At 57.2% G+C, this 17,577-nt stretch carries 18 protein-coding genes and 1 tRNA gene; 7 read left to right on the forward strand and 12 right to left on the reverse strand.

The features are described 5' to 3' along the window. Positions 1–40 precede the first annotated feature (40 nt). The 4 genes from QP904_RS00150 to QP904_RS00165 all read right to left on the reverse strand — a co-directional run bounded on the left by QP904_RS00150 (position 41) and on the right by QP904_RS00165 (position 3,541). Complete coding sequence (locus tag QP904_RS00150; RefSeq protein WP_259824501.1) at positions 41–649, reverse strand: response regulator transcription factor; 609 nt, start codon at positions 647–649, stop codon at positions 41–43. Continuing rightward, positions 642–1,631, reverse strand: a complete 990-nt coding sequence (locus QP904_RS00155) for a sensor histidine kinase (protein WP_259824503.1) — start codon at positions 1,629–1,631, stop codon at positions 642–644. Before QP904_RS00155 ends, QP904_RS00150 begins: the two co-directional genes overlap by 8 nt. A 155-nt stretch (positions 1,632–1,786) precedes the next feature. Then, positions 1,787–2,578: an ABC transporter permease gene (locus tag QP904_RS00160; protein ID WP_200287528.1), complete on the reverse strand. Its 792-nt coding sequence runs from the start codon at positions 2,576–2,578 to the stop codon at positions 1,787–1,789. Between the two features lie 39 nt (positions 2,579–2,617). After that, positions 2,618–3,541: an ABC transporter ATP-binding protein gene (locus QP904_RS00165; protein ID WP_259824505.1), complete on the reverse strand. Its 924-nt coding sequence runs from the start codon at positions 3,539–3,541 to the stop codon at positions 2,618–2,620. A gap of 91 nt (positions 3,542–3,632) precedes the next feature. Here QP904_RS00165 and QP904_RS00170 point away from each other — a divergent pair, with 91 nt between their 5' ends. Further along, a complete protein-coding gene (locus tag QP904_RS00170) occupies positions 3,633–4,205 on the forward strand; it encodes a cadmium resistance transporter (RefSeq protein ID WP_200287524.1) in 573 nt (190 codons plus the stop codon). Between the two features lie 37 nt (positions 4,206–4,242). Here the strand turns inward: QP904_RS00170 and QP904_RS00175 are convergent. From QP904_RS00175 to QP904_RS00185, 3 genes are all read right to left on the reverse strand, one after another. Then, a tRNA-Pro gene (locus QP904_RS00175) sits at positions 4,243–4,316 on the reverse strand. Between the two features lie 71 nt (positions 4,317–4,387). Then, a complete protein-coding gene (locus QP904_RS00180; RefSeq protein ID WP_023021590.1) occupies positions 4,388–4,777 on the reverse strand; it encodes a YchJ family protein in 390 nt (129 codons plus the stop codon). Then, positions 4,777–5,928, reverse strand: a complete 1,152-nt coding sequence (locus tag QP904_RS00185) for a bifunctional alpha/beta hydrolase/OsmC family protein (RefSeq protein WP_284835338.1) — start codon at positions 5,926–5,928, stop codon at positions 4,777–4,779. The genes QP904_RS00180 and QP904_RS00185 overlap by 1 nt, the downstream gene beginning before the upstream one ends. Positions 5,929–6,015: 87 nt before the next feature. Here QP904_RS00185 and secA2 point away from each other — a divergent pair, with 87 nt between their 5' ends. The 5 genes from secA2 (at position 6,016) to QP904_RS00210 (ending at position 11,016) form a co-directional block, all read left to right on the forward strand. After that, positions 6,016–8,307, forward strand: a complete 2,292-nt coding sequence (gene secA2 / locus QP904_RS00190; protein ID WP_284835339.1) for an accessory Sec system translocase SecA2 — start codon at positions 6,016–6,018, stop codon at positions 8,305–8,307. 85 nt (positions 8,308–8,392) lie between these two features. Next, on the forward strand, positions 8,393–8,827 hold the full coding sequence (gene odhI / locus QP904_RS00195; protein WP_023021587.1) for an oxoglutarate dehydrogenase inhibitor Odhl: 435 nt from the start codon (positions 8,393–8,395) through the stop codon (positions 8,825–8,827). Between the two features lie 100 nt (positions 8,828–8,927). Next, positions 8,928–9,674 carry a transcriptional regulator FtsR gene (gene ftsR / locus QP904_RS00200; protein WP_034655346.1) on the forward strand — a complete coding sequence of 249 codons (747 nt, stop codon included), beginning with the start codon at positions 8,928–8,930 and terminating at the stop codon, positions 9,672–9,674. A 38-nt stretch (positions 9,675–9,712) separates the two neighbouring features. Beyond that, on the forward strand, positions 9,713–10,306 hold the full coding sequence (locus tag QP904_RS00205; protein ID WP_239208335.1) for a bifunctional nuclease family protein: 594 nt from the start codon (positions 9,713–9,715) through the stop codon (positions 10,304–10,306). A 146-nt stretch (positions 10,307–10,452) separates the two neighbouring features. Then, on the forward strand, positions 10,453–11,016 hold the full coding sequence (locus QP904_RS00210) for a MerR family transcriptional regulator (protein ID WP_023021584.1): 564 nt from the start codon (positions 10,453–10,455) through the stop codon (positions 11,014–11,016). Positions 11,017–11,290: 274 nt separating this feature from the next. Here the strand turns inward: QP904_RS00210 and QP904_RS00215 are convergent, their stop codons facing one another. The 4 genes from QP904_RS00215 to gnd form a co-directional block, all read right to left on the reverse strand. Further along, on the reverse strand, positions 11,291–12,136 hold the full coding sequence (locus tag QP904_RS00215) for a hypothetical protein (RefSeq protein ID WP_200287516.1): 846 nt from the start codon (positions 12,134–12,136) through the stop codon (positions 11,291–11,293). A gap of 40 nt (positions 12,137–12,176) precedes the next feature. Beyond that, positions 12,177–13,025 (reverse strand): hypothetical protein, encoded by an 849-nt coding sequence (locus QP904_RS00220; RefSeq protein WP_023021582.1) that lies wholly within the window; start codon positions 13,023–13,025, stop codon positions 12,177–12,179. 19 nt (positions 13,026–13,044) lie between these two features. Beyond that, on the reverse strand, positions 13,045–14,346 hold the full coding sequence (locus QP904_RS00225) for a DEAD/DEAH box helicase (RefSeq protein WP_023027850.1): 1,302 nt from the start codon (positions 14,344–14,346) through the stop codon (positions 13,045–13,047). Between the two features lie 105 nt (positions 14,347–14,451). Beyond that, positions 14,452–15,903, reverse strand: coding sequence for an NADP-dependent phosphogluconate dehydrogenase (gnd, locus tag QP904_RS00230; RefSeq protein ID WP_023021580.1), 1,452 nt, complete (start codon positions 15,901–15,903; stop codon positions 14,452–14,454). Between the two features lie 59 nt (positions 15,904–15,962). Between gnd and QP904_RS00235 the strand changes: the two genes are divergently transcribed. After that, the gene (locus QP904_RS00235) at positions 15,963–16,409 is read left to right on the forward strand and encodes a PaaI family thioesterase (protein ID WP_023021579.1); all 447 of its coding nucleotides are present in this window, start codon (positions 15,963–15,965) and stop codon (positions 16,407–16,409) included. Here QP904_RS00235 and QP904_RS00240 read toward each other — a convergent pair. Further along, positions 16,406–17,572: a saccharopine dehydrogenase family protein gene (locus QP904_RS00240; RefSeq protein WP_200287510.1), complete on the reverse strand. Its 1,167-nt coding sequence runs from the start codon at positions 17,570–17,572 to the stop codon at positions 16,406–16,408. The two genes, QP904_RS00235 and QP904_RS00240, sit on opposite strands and share 4 nt — an antisense overlap. Between the last annotated feature and the right edge of the window lie 5 nt (positions 17,573–17,577).

A 17,577-nucleotide genomic window follows, 5' to 3' on the forward strand; every position in this document is an offset into this window, starting at 1 on the left:
ACAAGCAACAGGGGGATTTCAGCACCGGGGCCGCGTTTTATTAAAGCCAACCTTGTGCTTGCGCAATGGTCGCTGCCTCAAAGCGATTTTCAGCCGCGGTTTTAGCGATGAGCGAAGATACAATATTGCGTACCGTGCCATTGCTCAGGTGTACCTTGCGGGCGATCTGGTGAGTTCCGCTACCTTTCAAGACAAATTTTGCGACTTCCTGTTCGCGTGTGTTCAGTGGATTTTCCTGAATGAAAATGGTCTCTTGGGCGAGTGCTGGGTCAATGACCTTGAACCCGGAGTGCACCCGCCGAATGTCTTCGGCTAGTTTTTCTGGCGGGGTATCTTTGACTACGAACCCGGAAACTCCGGTCTCCAGCGCCCGTTTCACGTAGCCACCGCGGCCGAAGGTAGTGACTATGAGGCTGCGGCAGCCCGTGCCTTGCAGTTCAGCGGCGGCATCTAGCCCGTTCTTGCCGGGCATTTCAATATCCAGCAGAGCAACATCGACGCTATGCTTGGCGACGAGCCCCGCAACCTCCGCACCCGTTGCACACTGTGCCACAACGCTAATGTCTGGCTCTGTTTCCAAGAGAGCAACTAGCGCGCCTCGCACCAATGATTGGTCCTCAGCAATGAGAACTCGAATGGTTTCAGGCATCGCCTACACCTCCGTCGGTGCTAAGAGGAAGAAAGTCGTTGTCTCCGTCCATAGTAACCAAGGCGAGCGTGCAGTCATTGCGGCGCGTAAAAAGCAGCTGCCCGCCAGCTTTTGTCACGCGTTTGCGCAGACCACTAAGCCCTCCTTGGGGACGGAACAGGCTTTCTTCTGCACCGAATCCGCAGCCATCGTCTGCTACCTGCAGTTGGTGGTCTGTCACTTGGACCCAGCAATGGGTGGCACCGGAGTGCCGGACCACGTTGGTGGTCAATTCGCGCAGCGCCCAGGAAAATTCGGCGTCATAAAGACCAGTGGCCTTGGTAGCCGAAGGCAAATAGGGCGCAATACCCGCGGTTTCGAGCGCCCTCCGAGCGGCGTGGATTTCGCCTTCAAAGGTGGGCATACGCATCCGAGTCACTGTGGAGCGGACTTCCGCCAGACCTCGGCGAGAAAGCTCACTTACCTCTTGCAGTTCCTGCCTTGCCCGCTGTGGATCCGTATCTATTAGCCGGCGCGCCAGCTCGGACTTAAGATTAATCACGGTAAGAGAGTGCCCCAAGAGATCGTGAACATCGGTCGCAATATCCTCGCGCTGGCGTGCCAGCTCCAATCGGCGTTCTAGCTCTGCGCGACTATCTTGACGCTGGGAAAAGGTGCCGAGCAGCACTAAAAATATTGGCCAAGCGAAAAGGACGATGAGGACCCAGCCGATATTTTTGGGCGTAAGGTACCAAGTGGCAGCAGCCACCACAGCCCCTGTAAGAAGGGTGAACGCTAAGCTGTGGCGCAAAGGAAGGTTAAAGCCGAGCAATGCCGCCAAGTACGGCGCAAAAATGACGGCAATGCTCCCGAAGAAGACAGTCGACAATACCGCGATGGCTGCAAGTGCAAACCAATACAGCCCGATTCGCTGCTCTACCCGCCATCCGCGGGGGTAGTAGCCTCCAGCGCCGAAAGCGAAGAAATAGACAAGACCGAACACTAGAGCGCACGAAAGGGCCCCGGTTTGATTAGTAAGGGTCATCCCCGGCGCGGCAAAAGTGCTCCCCAGTCCGGGAATGAGGAAGACTAACCACACACTAGCAAAAAGCGCACTTTTGAGGCTGAAACCGCGGAATGGCTCTCGGAGAGATGACATCAGCGCCGAGCTTTGTCGCGGGAGCGTAGCAGGAGACACGCGGTCAGGAAGATTGTCGTCCATACCGTGAAGTTTAGCCACGCCATCCACAACGGGTGCGTAATCGTGCCTTCATCCCCGTTGAGAAACTGGCTTCCTTCTGCCAGAGGCCACTGGGCTAGTACAGCTGGACCGAAAAGGGGAGTGAAGCGGCCCCACTCCATTAGCGGCTTGGTCAGCGGTGTGAACACATTCGCCGCGAAAAGAAAAAGAACAACAGACGTCGAGGCGATTGCGACGGAGTTGTCGGTGGGCAACGCCATTGCCCACACCAAGCCATAAAAGCCCAAGGGAATGGAAACTAGGAGGCAGGAAATGAAGCTTAAGATCCACTGGTGTGGCTGCATTTCCGCATGTGTAGCGGCGCCAGTCAAATATACTGCCGTAATGGGTAGCAGGGCTTGAAAGCCGATGGATATGAGGTTTGCCCATAGCAGCTGGCGTGAGCGTAATGGAGTAAGCGCTAGTTGGCGTGCCCACCCAGTCTTGGCATCGGTGACGGCGGAGCCAGCGGCTGCAACGGAACCAGCGACGCCGCCGTAGAGTGCCATGCTGATCATTTCTAAGGCAGCATAATTACCTCCTTTAAAGGGGGTATCGCCAAAGTCCATCATGGCGCCGAAGAGGAGATAGAAAAACACCGGCAAAATGGTGCTGAAAAATATCGGGGTGAAGTTTCGACGCAGGCGCAGCAGGTTATGGGCAGCAAACCGCAGGGTTCGTGCAGTGGTGGTTGCAGGTTTAATCGTCATGGGAGATTCCTTGTGTAAAGGTTTACTGGAAGTGGCTGGTTAAGGTTGGGGCGCAGTCATCGCTAAAAATGCGTCCTCTAAGGAGCGGTTCCGAATTGTGATGTCGCGCGCCGAGGTGTGGTTAAGGAGGTATCTTGCAAGCGCATCAGAGTCACTGGTTACCATGCGGGCGTAGTCGCCAGACTGGGAAATCTCGGCAGAAATCGGTAGCTCGTCTGTAGAGGGGACTGGCCCTGCGAACTTCGCCTCGACAATGCGCTGGGCCGACTGCTCGCGAAAATCCTGGGCGCTTGCATCCGCACGTAGTTGGCCTTCATGAAGGAGAATAATCCTTTGCGCAAAATTGTCCGCCTCCTCCAGATAGTGGGTGGCAAAGACAATAGTTCGTCCCATCTCTGCCTGGCGGCGCATGGTGGTCCAGAATTCGTGGCGAGCATTAGCATCCATTCCCGCAGTAGGCTCATCGAGCAAGAGAACGTGGGGATTGCCTAAAAGCGCGAGGGCGAAGCGTACACGCTGTTGTTCGCCACCAGAACATTTGCCCACCTTTCGGTGAAGGATCCGTGTGAGGTCGGCTTGTGCGGCTATATCCCCGACTGGCAGTGGATGTGGAAAGGTGGCGGACATCATCTGCAGGGTGTCAAGGACTGTGAGCTCGGGTAGGAGGCCGCCGGTTTGCAGTACGGCACCGATTTCTGAGCCTTGGACGGCGGCCCGTGGGGTGCGGCCAAGCACGGCAATGTTGCCTGCGGTGGGGGTGGTGAGCCCTAGGATGAGGTCAAAGAGGGTGGTTTTACCTGCACCATTGGTGCCTAGGAGCCCTACGATCTCGCCTTGGGAGATGCTAAATGAAACCTCGCTCAGCGCACGGACCGGCTCTGAGCTCCTCGAGGCGAAAGTTTTACTGACTCCGGATACTTTTATGGCTGGCGTGTGTTTAGCCCTAAGGTCTGTCGTGCTCATACCTAAAAGGTATTCGGGGCCAGCAAGAATGGTGAATAGGATCTGTCATGAAATTTTCATGACAAGTGTCATGGCGCGATAGGCTGGGTGAGTGCTTACTACTCTCGCAGCGGCCGCTGGGCTATTTGTGGCCACCAATATCGATGACATTATAGTGCTATCCCTCTTTTTCGCCCGCGGTGCTGGGCGCAAGGGAACAACTGCCGCGATACTGATGGGCCAGTATCTCGGTTTCCTTGGCATACTGGTGGCCTCTTCCGTTGTCGGATTGGGCTTCAACGCCGTTATACCGACCGATCTCATTCGCTACTTTGGCCTCATCCCGTTGTTATTGGGCCTGTGGGCGGCGTGGCAAGCATTCCGAGGTGAGGATGACGATGAGGATATTTCCGGTAAAAAGCTGAGCACGCTGGCGGTCGCCGGAGTCACTTTTGCCAATGGAGGGGACAATATCGGCGTATACGTGCCCGTTTTTACTACCTCTACGCCGGCCGAAGTAGCAGTTTATTGTGCCGTCTTTCTTGCGCTTGTAGCCCCACTTGTTTGGGCGGCGCGGTTTGTGGCAACTCGGCCTGGAATAGCCGAAGCGCTGGAGAAGTGGGAGAGTGTGCTCTTTCCCGTGGTGCTCATTGCGCTGGGAATCTCGATTTTGCTTGCAGTATAAGAAAAGCCAGCACCGTGTAGGTGCTGGCCGCTTTTTGTCGGGCTAACAGGATTTGAACCTGCGACCCCTACACCCCCAGTGTAGTGCGCTACCAAACTGCGCCATAGCCCGCCGTCGCACTGTGCGACTCATCTAGATTACATCAGTAGGATTCTACTGTGAAATTTGGGGTGTAACCTGCGTTAAAGCTCGCCGGTGGAATACACCCACGTACCGTCGAAGCGGCGGAACGAGGAACGTTCGCGCTGCGAACCGACAGCTGCTCCCTTATAAAACGCCTCAAATTCCACTACGCCGGAACTATCCATAAGGCCGCCGCCTTGGGTATCTAGGATATCGAGGCGGTAGAACCTAATGGGGGAGTCTGCCAAGTCGAGGGCCTCAGGTCGAGTGACAGGATCCCACGTGCGCAGCAAGTACTCCTCGTCGCCGGTAACAAAAGCGCTAAACCGGGAGCGCATGAGCGCTTCTGCGGTGGGCGCATTGCTACCGGCATGGTACTTGCCGCAGCACTCGCCGTAGGAAAGGCCGGTGCCACAAGGACAGCGGCGCGAGGAGTCATAAGCAGGCATTAGTGTGCGTCCACGATGGTGACGTTGCCTAGCATGCGCTCGACATCAGTATCCTTCGCGGCAGAGTGCAAAATTGATACCTCTTCCGCTGAGAGGTTACCGGCGAGTTCGATACGGCGCTCGAAGCTGGCAGGGCCGGTTTGGATGATGCTCACATGGACGTCGCCAAGCGCGAGCTTTTTGCCAGCCTCCTTGATAGCTTGGGTCGACGCCGCAGCGAGGGCAGACATAAGAAGGCCCTCGGCGGTAAAACCCTTGCCCTTGCCGCCGTTCTTTTTAGTGCGGTCGGCGCTAAGGCTATGGTCATTGTGGCGCACGACCACGCCGAATTTGGTGCCGGTGGCCGGCTGCGCAACGGCGGCGTCGGTACCTACTTCTTCCGGCGTGTAATCGGGAACGATAAACTGCTCGGCCCACGCCCCAATGAGATCCGCTGCACGAGCGGCCGTACCTTGCTTGGTGAGCAGGTGGTCGGCCTTGTCGAGGGAGACCAAGGACTTGGGGTAGCGCGTGAGGAGGAAGATATTCTGCGCATTATCGATACCCACGGTTTGGTCGATGGGAGAGTGCAACACCATCAAGGGCTTGCGTAGCTTAGGCAGATATTCCTCGGGGTTGGTATCTGCCAAGTCCTCCAAGAACTTGCGGGAGATGATGAGCCCGCGGCCGCCGAGGACGACTTCTACTTCACCATTGGCGTCGACCTCGCCAATCTTATCCGCGTAGTGAAGCACGGAGTGGGCTGGATCAAACGGGGCGCCGAGGGTAGCTACCGCTTTGAGGGACTTCATGGTCGTAGCTGCCTTCAAAGCGGCGGCTCCGCCCAGCGAGTGGCCCATCAGCAATTGGGGTGCAGAATAGTGTTCCGTCAGCCACGCGGCTGCGGCGTGGATGTCATCGACGTTTTGGCTAAAGGTAGTATCGCCGAATTCACCGGCGGACTGGCCCAGGCCGGGAAAATCAAAGCGCAGCGTGGCGATGCCGAACTCGGTGAGCTGCTTCGCGGTGCGGGCGGCACCAGGGGTATGGCGGGAGCCGGCGAAGCAATGGGCAAAGATGGCGTAGGCGATCGGGGGAGAATCCGGGAAGTCGATGGTTCCAGCCATCTCAGTACCCCGGCTCGAAGGCAGCTTTACATTGACGGATTGCATGAGAACTAGAATAACGGGCCTCTTTCCCGCAATCCATACGAGGTTGACTACAGTCGATAGGAGTAATCCATTTAAGGAGGATGAGTCATGGGCGCGTTTGATTGGTTCTGGAAGGCAATGGGCTCGCAAAGCGAGCGTAATAATAAGAAATCCAAGGCCATCGTGGGTTCGGCAGACGAAGCTGCCCGGACATTGAGCCAGCACGATGACGCAGCTGTGGCCCAGGCCGCGCGCGATGCCGTTCAGTCCGGTGAGATAGTGGATAAGGCGCAGTTCCTCGCGGCCCTGGCAGTGGCCTGCGAACGCACCCTGGGCATGAACCCCTTTAACGTGCAATCACAAGCGGTCCTGCGCCTACTCACCGGAGACGTCATCCAGATGGCCACCGGTGAAGGCAAGACACTGGTGGGTGCCATGGCTGCCACCGGCTTTGCGCTGACCGGAAAGCGCGTCCATGTAGTTACCGTCAATAACTATCTTGCTGCTCGCGACGCCGAATGGATGCGCCCCGTAGTGGAGTTCTTTGGCCTGAGCGTTGCCTCGGTAACAGAGGGCATGACTCCGGAGGAACGCCGCGTTGCCTACGCACAGGATATTATCTATGCGCCCGTGAACGAGCTAGGCTTCGACCTGCTGCGCGATAACCAGATCACTGACCGTTCCCACACCGTGCAGGCCGCCGGGGATGTTGCCTTGGTGGACGAAGCCGACTCCGTCTTGGTAGATGAGGCCCTTGTGCCGCTGGTACTTGCCGGAAACCGACCGGGCGAAGCACCCACCGGACATATCACCAATGTGGTTTCCCACCTGCGCGAAAAGCTGGACTACATCATCTCTGAGGACGGCCGCACCGTTCAATTGACCGAAGATGGTGCGCGCCGTGTGGAGCAAGAATTGGGCATTGATTCGCTCTATTCCGAGGAGAATATCGGCACCATTTTGGTGAAGGTTAACCTTGCCCTGCATGCCAAAGCGCTGCTTATCCGAGACATTCACTACATTGTGGTTGACGGCAAGCTGCAGCTTATCGATGCCTCGCGGGGCCGCGTTGCCGACCTGCAGCGCTGGCCCGATGGCCTGCAAGCGGCGGTAGAGGCCAAGGAAGGCCTGGAAGTCTCTGAAGGTGGGCGCATTCTCGATACCATCACCTTGCAAGAACTTATGCGGCGCTACCCACTGGTGTGCGGGATGACGGGCACCGCGGTGGAGGCAACCGATCAGCTGCGCCAGTTCTACGGTCTGCACGTCTCTGTTATTGACCGTAATAAGCCTCTGCAGCGGTTTGACGAACAAGACCGTATCTTTGCGACGGTCGAGGATAAATCTGCCGCTATCGTGGAAGAAATCGCCGCCATCCACGCTACGGGGCAACCCATCCTGGTGGGCACGCAGGATGTCGCCGAATCGGAGGATTTGGCAGATGCACTGGGCAAGCGGGGCATTGAGGTCAATGTCCTCAACGCCAAAAATGATGAGCAAGAGGCGCGGATAGTCGCCGAGGCCGGAGATATCGGGCGCGTTACCGTTTCTACCCAGATGGCCGGTCGTGGTACTGATATCAAGTTGGGCGGCGCTAGTGAGGCCGACCATGACGCAGTAGCGGAGCTTGGCGGCCTAGCGGTCATCGGTACCTCGCGGCACCGCACCGCCCGCTTGGACAACCAGCTGCGCGGGCGTGCGGGCCGGCAAGGAGATCCGGGGCTTTCCCTCTTCTTTGTCTCCTTGGAGGATGACGTGGTTCAGCAAGGCGGCGACGGCGAAACTGTCCGCGCCCAACCGGCCGAGGACGGACGTATCGAGTCCAAACGGGTCAGTGACTTTGTAGCGCACTGCCAGCGCGTGACCGAAGGGCAATTGCTCGAGATCCATGCCCAGACATGGAAGTACAATCAGCTCTTAGCTGATCAACGCATCATCATTGATGAGCGCCGAGCCAAGCTTTTGGATACCGATCAAGCCTGGCAGGAGCTTTCCCAACGCGCCCCAGAGCGCGCAGCAGAGCTTGCGGAGGTTCCCGAGGAAGCTCGCGTTAAGGCCGCACGCGAAATCATGCTTTATCACTTGGACCTTGCATGGGCCGACCATCTGGAGCTCATGGACGATGTCCGTGAGTCCATTCACTTGCGCGCTATCGCCCGCGAGACGCCGATCGATGAATACCACCGCATTGCGGTAAGGGAGTTTAAGGACTTGGCCCAGCGGGCCGTCGAAAAGTCGGTGGAAACCTTCCACACAGTGCTTATCGACGCCGCCGGGGCGCACCTTGATGACGCCGGCCTAGCCCGCCCGAGTGCTACGTGGACCTACATGGTTTCCGATAACCCCCTTGCGGGCAAGGGAAATTCCGTGCTGAGCGGTATCGGAAACATTTTCCGGTGAAATAAATCTCCACCAAAGGGTCGCGGACCCAAATAAGTCGCTAGTATTGTCATAAGTAACTCGTAACTAATCCCCGGAGGTAACAATGAGCGAGAACACCGGAACCCCGGAACCACAGGTAGAGACCACATCTGTATTCCGCGCAGACCTGCTCAAGGAGATGGAAAACGGCGCGAATGGCAACGAGACTGCCGTTGCCGGTACCGATAACCTGGCAGAGGGCCAGGCACTCTTGGTGGTCAAGCGCGGCCCGAATGCGGGTGCCCGCTTCTTGTTGGACCAGGCGACTACCACCGCTGGCCGCCATCCCGAGGCGGACATCTTCCTCGATGACGTTACGGTATCCCGCCGTCACGCGGAATTCCGCAAGAATGATGATGACAAGTTTGAGGTAGTTGACGTGGGATCCCTCAACGGAACCTACGTGAACCGCGAGCCACGCAACTCCCAGGTGCTCGAGGTGGGAGATGAAATCCAGATTGGCAAGTTCCGTTTGGTTTTCATCGCTAACCAGAGCTAATTCTTTCGTAGACCAGCCGCGCTTCCGTTCGAGGAAGGGCGGTGTAGTCTACGTATGGCACGATAAGAACTTTTTTCAGGACCCCTAAGAGATAGACACAGTGAGCGCAGCAGATTCTTCGGCAGCAGCAGTACGCCGTACCAGCCCCAAAGCTAAAAAGGCTAAGACTATGTCCATTGGCGTGGTTTTGGAGACGCTGAATCAGCAATTCCCAGACGTCACGGTGTCCAAGATTCGCTTCCTTGAATCAGAGGGGCTTATTAGCCCGCAGCGCACGGCCTCGGGCTACCGCCGCTTCACCCAAGAAGACGTGGACCGGCTGCGTTATATTCTCACCACTCAGCGCGATAACTATACGCCGCTAAAGGTTATCCGTGAGCAGCTAGAGGCCATGGATTCCGGTCAGGTCACCGCCATTGTTTCTGCGGGCCATGCCGAAACCCTCCTGTCCCCGCAGCAGTTTAAGGCCCCTGTCGTCACGCGTTTGACTGATGTAGAGGTAGCCACGCAGGCGGGGTCCAGTGAAGATGACGTCGCATCCTTAGTGAAGTACGGCCTCATTCGCCCAGATGCTGCTGGGTTTTTCAATACCGATGACGTGGCTATTGTCTCAGCCGCCGTGGCCCTCAAGGCTTTTGGTTTCGGTGCCCGTGAGCTTAAGTCCCTGCGCAATAACGCGCGCCGGCAGGCTGACCTGATTTCCCAGGCCGCAGCTCCAGTGGCACACTCAAACTCTGATACTGCACACCAGAAGGCGGAAGAAATCTCCCAGCAGATGACCGCGCTCGTGGTGTCTTTGCATGCGACCCTGGTGAAATCAGACCTACGTGACGAATACCAGGCTTAATACACCACCAATTCCATCTTTGTGGGAGAGTGGTAGTCATGAGTGATGTAACCCTAGAGTTCCACGGAATCCACCAAGTCGGTCCTGAAGATGATGTCTGCGCATTGTTGCGCTGGCCAGAGGAAAATCGCTTGATCCCCGTGTGGATTTCTCCCATTGAGGGCATGCAATTGGCCGCCGCTTTAGATGGGCACCAGCCAAACCGGCCCAACTCGCACGATCTGATCTGCGAGATCCTTGAGGCAACAGGCGGGGTGGAATCCATAGACGTTGCCAACTACCACCAGGGAACGTTCATGGTAGACATTAAGGCTGCGAACGGCGAGGCTTATGATGCTCGGGTTAGCGATGCGCTAGCTGTATCCGAATTTTTCAATGTCCCCATTTCTGCCGAGGCGGAGCTCCTCGCGCAGGTATCCGTTTATGCCAGTGATGCGGATCTGAAAGAATATTTCGACTTGGAGATTTCTACCCCTTCTCAAGATGATTCGGAAACTGGCAGCGAAAACGCGGAGTCTTCCACATCGGCATCAGGGAATGCGCAGGCAGATGCGGATTTCGAGGCCATGATGAGATCTTTGGGAATGGAAGAAAAGGATTTCCTTTCGGGGGATGATGAAGAAAAAAGTTAATGACACGCGTGTGACTAATGGTGACAATGTGGTTCTAGAAGTCTAAAGTTGTACTTGAAAGTTGAGCAGGCAGCGCTTGACGGGTGCATGCGCTTGGCTTTTAATTGATCTTTAGAACTTCCAACAAACCCCATTGGAGTAATTACGTGAGCATTATCGAGGACTCCCAGTCCGAATCCACCTACGTACAGGAATCACTTTTTGATGTCGGACCTGATGAGGAAGTGGGCTACCGCGTGCCTATTGCCTGCCAGGTTGCCGGCATTACTTATCGCCAGCTGGACTATTGGGCACGCACCAACTTGGTGAATCCGTCCATTCGAACGGCACGTGGTTCTGGTTCCCAGCGCCTGTATTCCTTCAAGGATGTATTGGTACTCAAGATTGTTAAGCGCCTGCTAGATACCGGCATTTCCCTGCAAAATATCCGTTTGGCCGTTGAGTCCCTGCGGGATCGTGGTGTCAATGATTTGGCAGAGCTCACCCTCGTATCAGATGGCACCACCGTGTATGAGTGCCGTTCTAACGATGAGGTAATTGACTTGCTTGCCGGTGGCCAGGGCGTCTTTGGCATTGCAGTTCCTGGTATCTTGAAGGAACTGTCCGGTACCATTTCTTCTTTCCCTTCGGAACGCATCGAAGACTTCGCCGAGGACAACGTCGTCGGGCTCGACGAGCTTGCTGCCCGTCGCAAGCGCAAGAGCTCCTAGGCTTTGAACATAAGAATCCACCCTATTTCCCGGCTCACGGGGAAATAGGGTGGATTTTTGATCTCCAAACAACGAGCAGCCTACGTTAAGCGCCCCTCGGAACCTTTTATCTCTTCGCGTCGCTGGGCCCTAGCCCAAGGCGCTTCAATCCGGCTTTTAACACGGGCTCGATTATTGAAGTGCCACCTGTGCCTAGCTGTCGGTACCTCTATGGAGATAGAAATAAAGGCACCCAACATAATCGTTTGGTGCCGAGGGAAAGGGCGGTTGGATATTAAACGCCTGCGGCCTTAGTTATAGCGCCAGTAAGCTTGGCTTCCTCCGCTGAGTCAACGGTGGTGAAACTATCGGCTGCGGACTTTAGAGCTGCATCCACGTTGCCTTCACCTACGTGCACGACACTGAGGGAAACGTCCTTCGAAGCAGCGTCCTTAAGTGCAGCCGTAAATTGAGCATCATCCATGTCTTGCTCGGTACCTGTAGTCACCACGAGCACCCGCGCCTTGTCGCCGCTACCTGCAGCTTGGTCGGCAGCGTTAGCTACAGCCGCTACAACAGCGCTGCGCGTTTGTGGAACACCGCCGGTACCAAAGCCGCCGAGGGTGCCGGATACGGCATTGCCATCCCCAAAACCCAAGTTCTGGCGGTAGCCAACCGTTGCCGTCTCAGAGATGGGTGAAGAATAATTCCACAAGGACACAGCCCCGCCGTCAGCAGCTAGGTCAGACGCGGTGGTGCCCAAGGCCTGGGAGACAGGACCGTAGATGGGAGCCATTGAGGAGGAAGTATCCAAAAGAAGTAGGGTATTTGCAGCCATCGTTAGATCGGGTTTGGGTTGTGCTGCGGAACTAGGAGCTGGGGCGGAGCTCCGTGGAGAGGAAGAACTGGTAGGCGCGGCGGAAGTGGGGACACTGGAGGTCGTTTTCGTGGTCATCTCCGTTGTAGCCTCGCTGCTGCTTTCAACAGCTGCGGGAGCAGCGGCATCGTTCTCATCGGCGTTGTCCATACCTCGCACGAGGAAGGTCACCAAGGCGATGATGGCCAGAAGCGCGATGACAGCCACTGCAATAACCCATCCCGCTACTGCGAAGGTATTTTTCCCATTTGAATGCCGTGCCATGTGGTGTGTTCCTCCCAAGCAAACTGCCGTTGTTAGTGGCTTATTGTAGCGGGGCGAGTGCCTGATCTATCACAGCGACAAGCCTGGCTCGCAGCGGTTCGGCCTTCTGCGCCAGGGAACGCTGCCGAGAGACATATTCGGCTTTGCCTTCAGGGGTTTCGATGGGCACTACCCCGAGACCCCAATCACGGCAGTCATAAGGAGAGGCCTCCATGTCTAGGATGCGTGCTTCAATCGCCAAATCTAGGCAGTCAAGGAATAGCTTGCCGGGAACCAAAGGGCCTAGCTTCCACGCCCATTTATAAAGATCCATCGTGACGTGTACGCAGCCCGCTTGGTCATTTGCGGGCTGGTCTTCGCGGTGCAGCACGGTGAGGTTAAGCGGACGAGCTGGTGGGGTGAAGAAACGGAAGGCATCGTAGTGGGAGCACTTAATTGAGTGTTCATCCACAACGCGGTTTGTGCCTTCTGCACCTAGGCGCAAAGGAAGCGAATGGCGCGGGGTGTCTGTGTGGTAAACCATCGCCCATTCGTGCAGGCCAAAGCAGTCAAAGTGGGCGGGGTTGCTTGCAGAGTGGCGAAGAAGATTCGAGATATAACGAACCGAGCTACCGCGGCGTTGTAGAAAGCCAGCCACATCGACGGTTACGCCGTCTGGGGTGGCGTGGTAGTCGCGCCATTCGGCGTGTGGGGGAGTGCCTTCTAGCGCTATTCCTACACCCGGGTGCCAACGCTTCAAGTGGGAAGGCCGGACGGGGTAGTACTCAAAGAGAAAATCGAAGACAGGGTGATAGCTGCCAGGGTGGCGGAAACGCTCTAAGCGGTCGGTGGCTTGCTTTTCGTGTTGTTGCAGCTGAGCTTGCCAATCGTCCGGGCTCAAAGTGTGCACGAGGGCATTCCTCCTTGTCTTAGCGGCCGCGGCGACGGGTGTTTCTACTACCTGGGCGGCGGCGTTGAGATGGGGATTTCTTCTTTGCGGGCTTCGCTTGGTTCTGGGGCGTGGCCTGCCCAGGCGGGGGAAGGGCGGGACCATTCGGTTTGCGAGCACCCGTTACCTCCTTGAGTACAGGTGCACCTGCAGGATTATCGCGGCTAGAAATATCGTGCTCAGTAGCCGTGACCCCTGCTTTGTTAATAAGCGCTGATACTTCCTTGCGTTGTTCATCCATGACCAAAGTAACGACGGTCCCCGCCGCGCCGCCACGTGCCGTGCGCCCAGCGCGATGGAGATATGCCTTGTGTTCTGCGGGTGGATCGATATGAACGACGAGGGAAACATCCGCAACATCGATACCGCGCGCGGCAATATCTGTGGCAACCAGCACGGGGACGCTGCCATCGCTAAAGCCCTCGATGGCGCGGGTGCGCGCGCCTTGCCCCTTATCTCCATGTAGCGGATAAGCATTGATGCCAGCACGGCGCAGCTTTTTGACTTGCCTATCCACCCCGTGCTTCGTACGCATGAACATGATGGTTTTGCCCTGGCGAGCAGCAATTCGCAAGGCTACTTCATTCCGCGCCGGACGGTCACCGACGAAAAAGAGATGATGGGACATGGAGTCCACCGCAGCTTGAACCGGAGCAGTGGAGTGGACAATAGGATCGTGGAGGAATTGCTCCACCAGCTTATTGACGTCCCCGTCGAGGGTCGCCGAAAACAGCAATCGCTGACCTGTTGCTGGGGTCAACCGCAGGAGTTTGCGTACCTGGGGTAGAAAGCCCATATCGGCCATTTGATCGGCCTCATCAAGGGTGGTGATGCGGACCGCATCCAAATACAGCTTTCCCTGGTTTATGAGATCTTGGGCGCGGCCAGGGGTGGCGACGAGAACATCGACGGGGCGTGCCAGCGAGCGGATATGGTGATTGATATTTACCCCACCCACCACGGCGAGAACTCTCAAGCCAAGCGTTGCCGCAGGTTCATCAAGACGCTGGTAAATCTGGGTGGCCAACTCCCGGGTTGGCGCAAGAATGAGCGCACGGGGATGAGCGGGCTTGGAAGCACCCGTTCCGGCAAGGCGCGCGAGCATGGGTAAACCGAAGGTAAAGGTTTTTCCGGAACCGGTAGGGCCGCGGCCGAGTACATCTTTGCCCGCGAGGACGTCGGGAATCGCGGCGCTTTGGATGGGAAATGGTTCGGTGATGCCTTGGTCACGCAATACGTGCACTAGGCGCTGGGGTAAGCCGAGATCGGCAAAGGTAGTCATTGTTTACCCATACTATCGGCAGTAAGGCGGATCGCCGCATTCGTGTGGAAGCGCCTGCTAAATATGGGAAAGGGCCCCGAAGGGCCCCATCAAAGAAATACGAATCTAGTCGATTTGGGTCAAGCTGCGGTCGCCAGACCACTCGATGTGGAAGGCACCTGGCTTATCGGTGCGCTTGAAGGTGTGTGCGCCGAAGAAATCGCGCTGGCCTTGAATCAGGGCGGCGGGAAGGCGCTCGGCGCGCAGGCTGTCATAATAGGAGAGGGAAGAGGCAAAGACTGGGGCCGGTAGGCCCAGCTGAGTGGCAGCGACGACTACTCGGCGCCACGGATCGATGAGGTCTTCCAGCTCACCCTTGAAGTAAGGATCGAGGATGAGGGCAGGAAGGTCTGCATTATTGTCGTAGGCTGCGCGGATGCGATCCAAGAACTTGGCCCGGATGATGCAGCCGCCACGCCAGATAGTAGCTAGGTCGCGAGGGTCCACATCCCATCCGAATTCCTCGGATCCAGCCTTGATCTCATCGAAGCCTTGGGAGTAAGCAATGAGCTTGGCCGCATAAAGGGCGCGGCGCACGTCTTCAATAAACGCGGCTTTGTCCACGTCCAGCTCCTTGATAGTGCCGGCAGGCAGCTGGCCTTCTTGGGCAGCGCTGCGCTGCGCGGTGGAGGAGGAAAGCGCGCGGGCGAAGACCGATTCGGCGATGCCGGTAATGGGAACACCGAGCTCCAAGCCATTGATGGCAGTCCAGCGGCCGGTGCCCTTTTGGCCGGCGGCGTCTACGATGACGTCGACAAGCGGGGCACCAGTCTCCGGATCCTTTTGGGCCAAAACCTCGGCGGTAATTTCAATGAGATAGGAGTCAAGGTCGCCGGAGTTCCATTCGCGGAATACCTCTGCGATCTCGGCCGGCGCCATGCCTGCACCGTAACGCAGTAGCTGATAAGCCTCGCCGATGACCTGCATATCGGCGTATTCGATACCATTGTGGACCATCTTTACAAAGTGGCCGGCGCCATCTGGACCAATGTGGGTAACGCATGGAGTGCCATCAACATTAGCGGCGATGGACTCAAGAATCGGGCCAAGAGTCTCCCAGGATTCCTTCGGGCCACCAGGCATGATAGCCGGGCCATTGAGCGCACCCTCCTCGCCGCCAGAGATGCCAGCACCCACAAAGTGCTTGCCGCGGGCGGCTACGTCCTTCTCGCGGCGAATGGTGTCCGTGAACAGCGCGTTACCGCCATCAATAATGACATCGCCCTCATCCATGGCCTCAGCCAGCTGATCGATGACCGCATCGGTGGCCTTGCCAGCCTTAACCATGATGATTGCCTTGCGTGGGCGCTCCAAAGAAGCCACGAAGTCCTCGATGGTCTCCGAAGGCACGAAATTGCCTTCCTCACCGTGAGCCTCAATGAGCGCATGGGTCTTTTCAGGGCTGCGGTTGTAGACCGCTACGGTATTGCCGTTGCGGGCAAAGTTACGGGCCAAATTAGATCCCATGACCGCCAATCCCACGACGCCAATTTGAGCAAGTTCATTCTTATCAGTCATGCTGCCTATCCTACGTCACTGAGATGCGGTGCTGGCATCAATGGCTAGGCTGGTGGACTATGTCGGATACGCAGAAACTCAATGACTTGCTTCACCTCGCTCATACGCGGGTACTCACTGCAGAAGAATTGGCGTCACTTAATGCCCTCAATGGCGGCCTTGCGGAATTGATAGGGCTGCAATTTACCCATATAGGCCCGCGCGAAGCGCGTGCGAAACTGCAGGTTAAGCCCGAGCATCATCAGCCCTGGGGAGTGGCCAATGGCGGGCTGTACTGTTCCATTGCAGAAACCGTGGCCTCCATCGCGAGCGTGGTGGCTGCCGACGCCCCCGCAGTAGGAGTGAATAATTCCAGCGACTTTATCCGCTCTACGGGACAGGGGGAACTGGAGGCTGTGGCTACACCAGTGCAGCTTGGCGGGCGCACCCACCTGTGGAGCGTTGAGATGCGCCAGGGCGGGGAGCTCATTGCCCGCACCACTTTGCGCACCATGATTTTGCGTTAGCTCACCCGCTTGGCAGTAAAGGACATCCCGTGGGAGGATAGCCGTTCCAAATACGGCTCAGCTAGTCCGGTGGCCGGGGTAAGCACGCCTCCTGTGCGGTCAGAGTCGGTGCGCGATTCGAGTAGGCAGAGTGCAGCCTGGCTCAGCATCATGGCGGTAACCTCGTAGCCGGGGTCCCCCTGCGCTGAGACGGTTGCAAGCCAGCGCTCGCCGTCCTCAGTCACACCGTGGTGGCTGATGTGGAAATGTGCGCCCTCAAGCCCAGGCGTGGGCAGGACCTTTTCCACCACGGGGCGCAAGCGTGATTGGGTGCCATCAAAAAGCAGCTTGGTGGCGAGTGCCAGTCCATAGGCCCGTGCACGACCGGCTAGCCCAGTCCCTGCAAACCACGCTTCCTTATAAAACAAGCGCTTGCCCCACGCCCGCCCAAGCAGAGCGTTGGAGCGGCGCACCACGCGGGTATTAAACATGGACATGAAAAATGGACCCACCCAGCCCACGCCGTCGACTTCTTTGATTTCGAAGTCATTTTGAAGGCCGTCTAAGCGTGGCCCGGCCTTGGGATCCGGGTCTAGTGAGTAAGGATTGTGCAGGTTGCGGGCCACATCTTTATCCGCGTGCGCGGCATGCGAGACCTGCAGGGAAGACTCTATGGTGCCCGGTGAGATTCCGCCTTTGAGCTTGTCGACGACCATCTGCACCCGTGCAAACGGCTTTCCTGCCGCCTGGTAGAGATTGAGCATGCCAATATCCGAGGGGACGGAATCGAAGCCGCAGGAATGAACGATGCGCGCACCTGTAGATTCGGCCACGGCATGGTGGGAATCGATGCTGCGGCGAATAAAGGGAACCTCACCGCACAGGTCAACATAGTCTACGCCATGGCGCGCGCAGGCGGCAACGACGTTATCCCCATAAAGGCTGTAGGGTCCGATCACGGTGATTAGTACCTTGGTATGTTCCACCATGTGCTCCACAGCGTCGGCATCATCGGCGGCGGCGATGGCGATGTCCCAGTGCTGATTGAGTTCATCGCGCAGCGCGGCTAGCACCGGTCGGTTCCGGCCGGCCAGAGTCACAGAGGGCGCGTTAATCGAGGCAAGGTAGCGCGCCACCAATTGCCCGACAAGCCCGGTGGCACCATAGACAGTGATATCGCTCATAGTAT

Origin of the sequence: Corynebacterium nasorum (assembly GCF_030229765.1) — a bacterium.
Taxonomy (GTDB): Bacteria; Actinomycetota; Actinomycetes; order Mycobacteriales; family Mycobacteriaceae; genus Corynebacterium; species Corynebacterium kefirresidentii.

What these genes read in the sequence shown, in the direction of transcription:
- odhI (WP_023021587.1), top strand. Translation starts at nt 8,393, where the DNA reads ATGAGCGAGAACACCGGAACCCCGGAACCACAGGTAGAGACCACATCT.
- QP904_RS00205 (WP_239208335.1), top strand. Translation starts at nt 9,713, where the DNA reads ATGAGTGATGTAACCCTAGAGTTCCACGGAATCCACCAAGTCGGTCCT.
- secA2 (WP_284835339.1), top strand. Translation starts at nt 6,016, where the DNA reads ATGGGCGCGTTTGATTGGTTCTGGAAGGCAATGGGCTCGCAAAGCGAG.
- QP904_RS00225 (WP_023027850.1), bottom strand. Translation starts at nt 14,346, where the DNA reads ATGACTACCTTTGCCGATCTCGGCTTACCCCAGCGCCTAGTGCACGTA.
- QP904_RS00235 (WP_023021579.1), top strand. Translation starts at nt 15,963, where the DNA reads ATGTCGGATACGCAGAAACTCAATGACTTGCTTCACCTCGCTCATACG.
- QP904_RS00185 (WP_284835338.1), bottom strand. Translation starts at nt 5,928, where the DNA reads ATGCAATCCGTCAATGTAAAGCTGCCTTCGAGCCGGGGTACTGAGATG.
- QP904_RS00150 (WP_259824501.1), bottom strand. Translation starts at nt 649, where the DNA reads ATGCCTGAAACCATTCGAGTTCTCATTGCTGAGGACCAATCATTGGTG.
- QP904_RS00160 (WP_200287528.1), bottom strand. Translation starts at nt 2,578, where the DNA reads ATGACGATTAAACCTGCAACCACCACTGCACGAACCCTGCGGTTTGCT.
- QP904_RS00240 (WP_200287510.1), bottom strand. Translation starts at nt 17,572, where the DNA reads ATGAGCGATATCACTGTCTATGGTGCCACCGGGCTTGTCGGGCAATTG.
- QP904_RS00165 (WP_259824505.1), bottom strand. Translation starts at nt 3,541, where the DNA reads ATGAGCACGACAGACCTTAGGGCTAAACACACGCCAGCCATAAAAGTA.
- gnd (WP_023021580.1), bottom strand. Translation starts at nt 15,903, where the DNA reads ATGACTGATAAGAATGAACTTGCTCAAATTGGCGTCGTGGGATTGGCG.
- QP904_RS00215 (WP_200287516.1), bottom strand. Translation starts at nt 12,136, where the DNA reads ATGGCACGGCATTCAAATGGGAAAAATACCTTCGCAGTAGCGGGATGG.
- QP904_RS00180 (WP_023021590.1), bottom strand. Translation starts at nt 4,777, where the DNA reads ATGCCTGCTTATGACTCCTCGCGCCGCTGTCCTTGTGGCACCGGCCTT.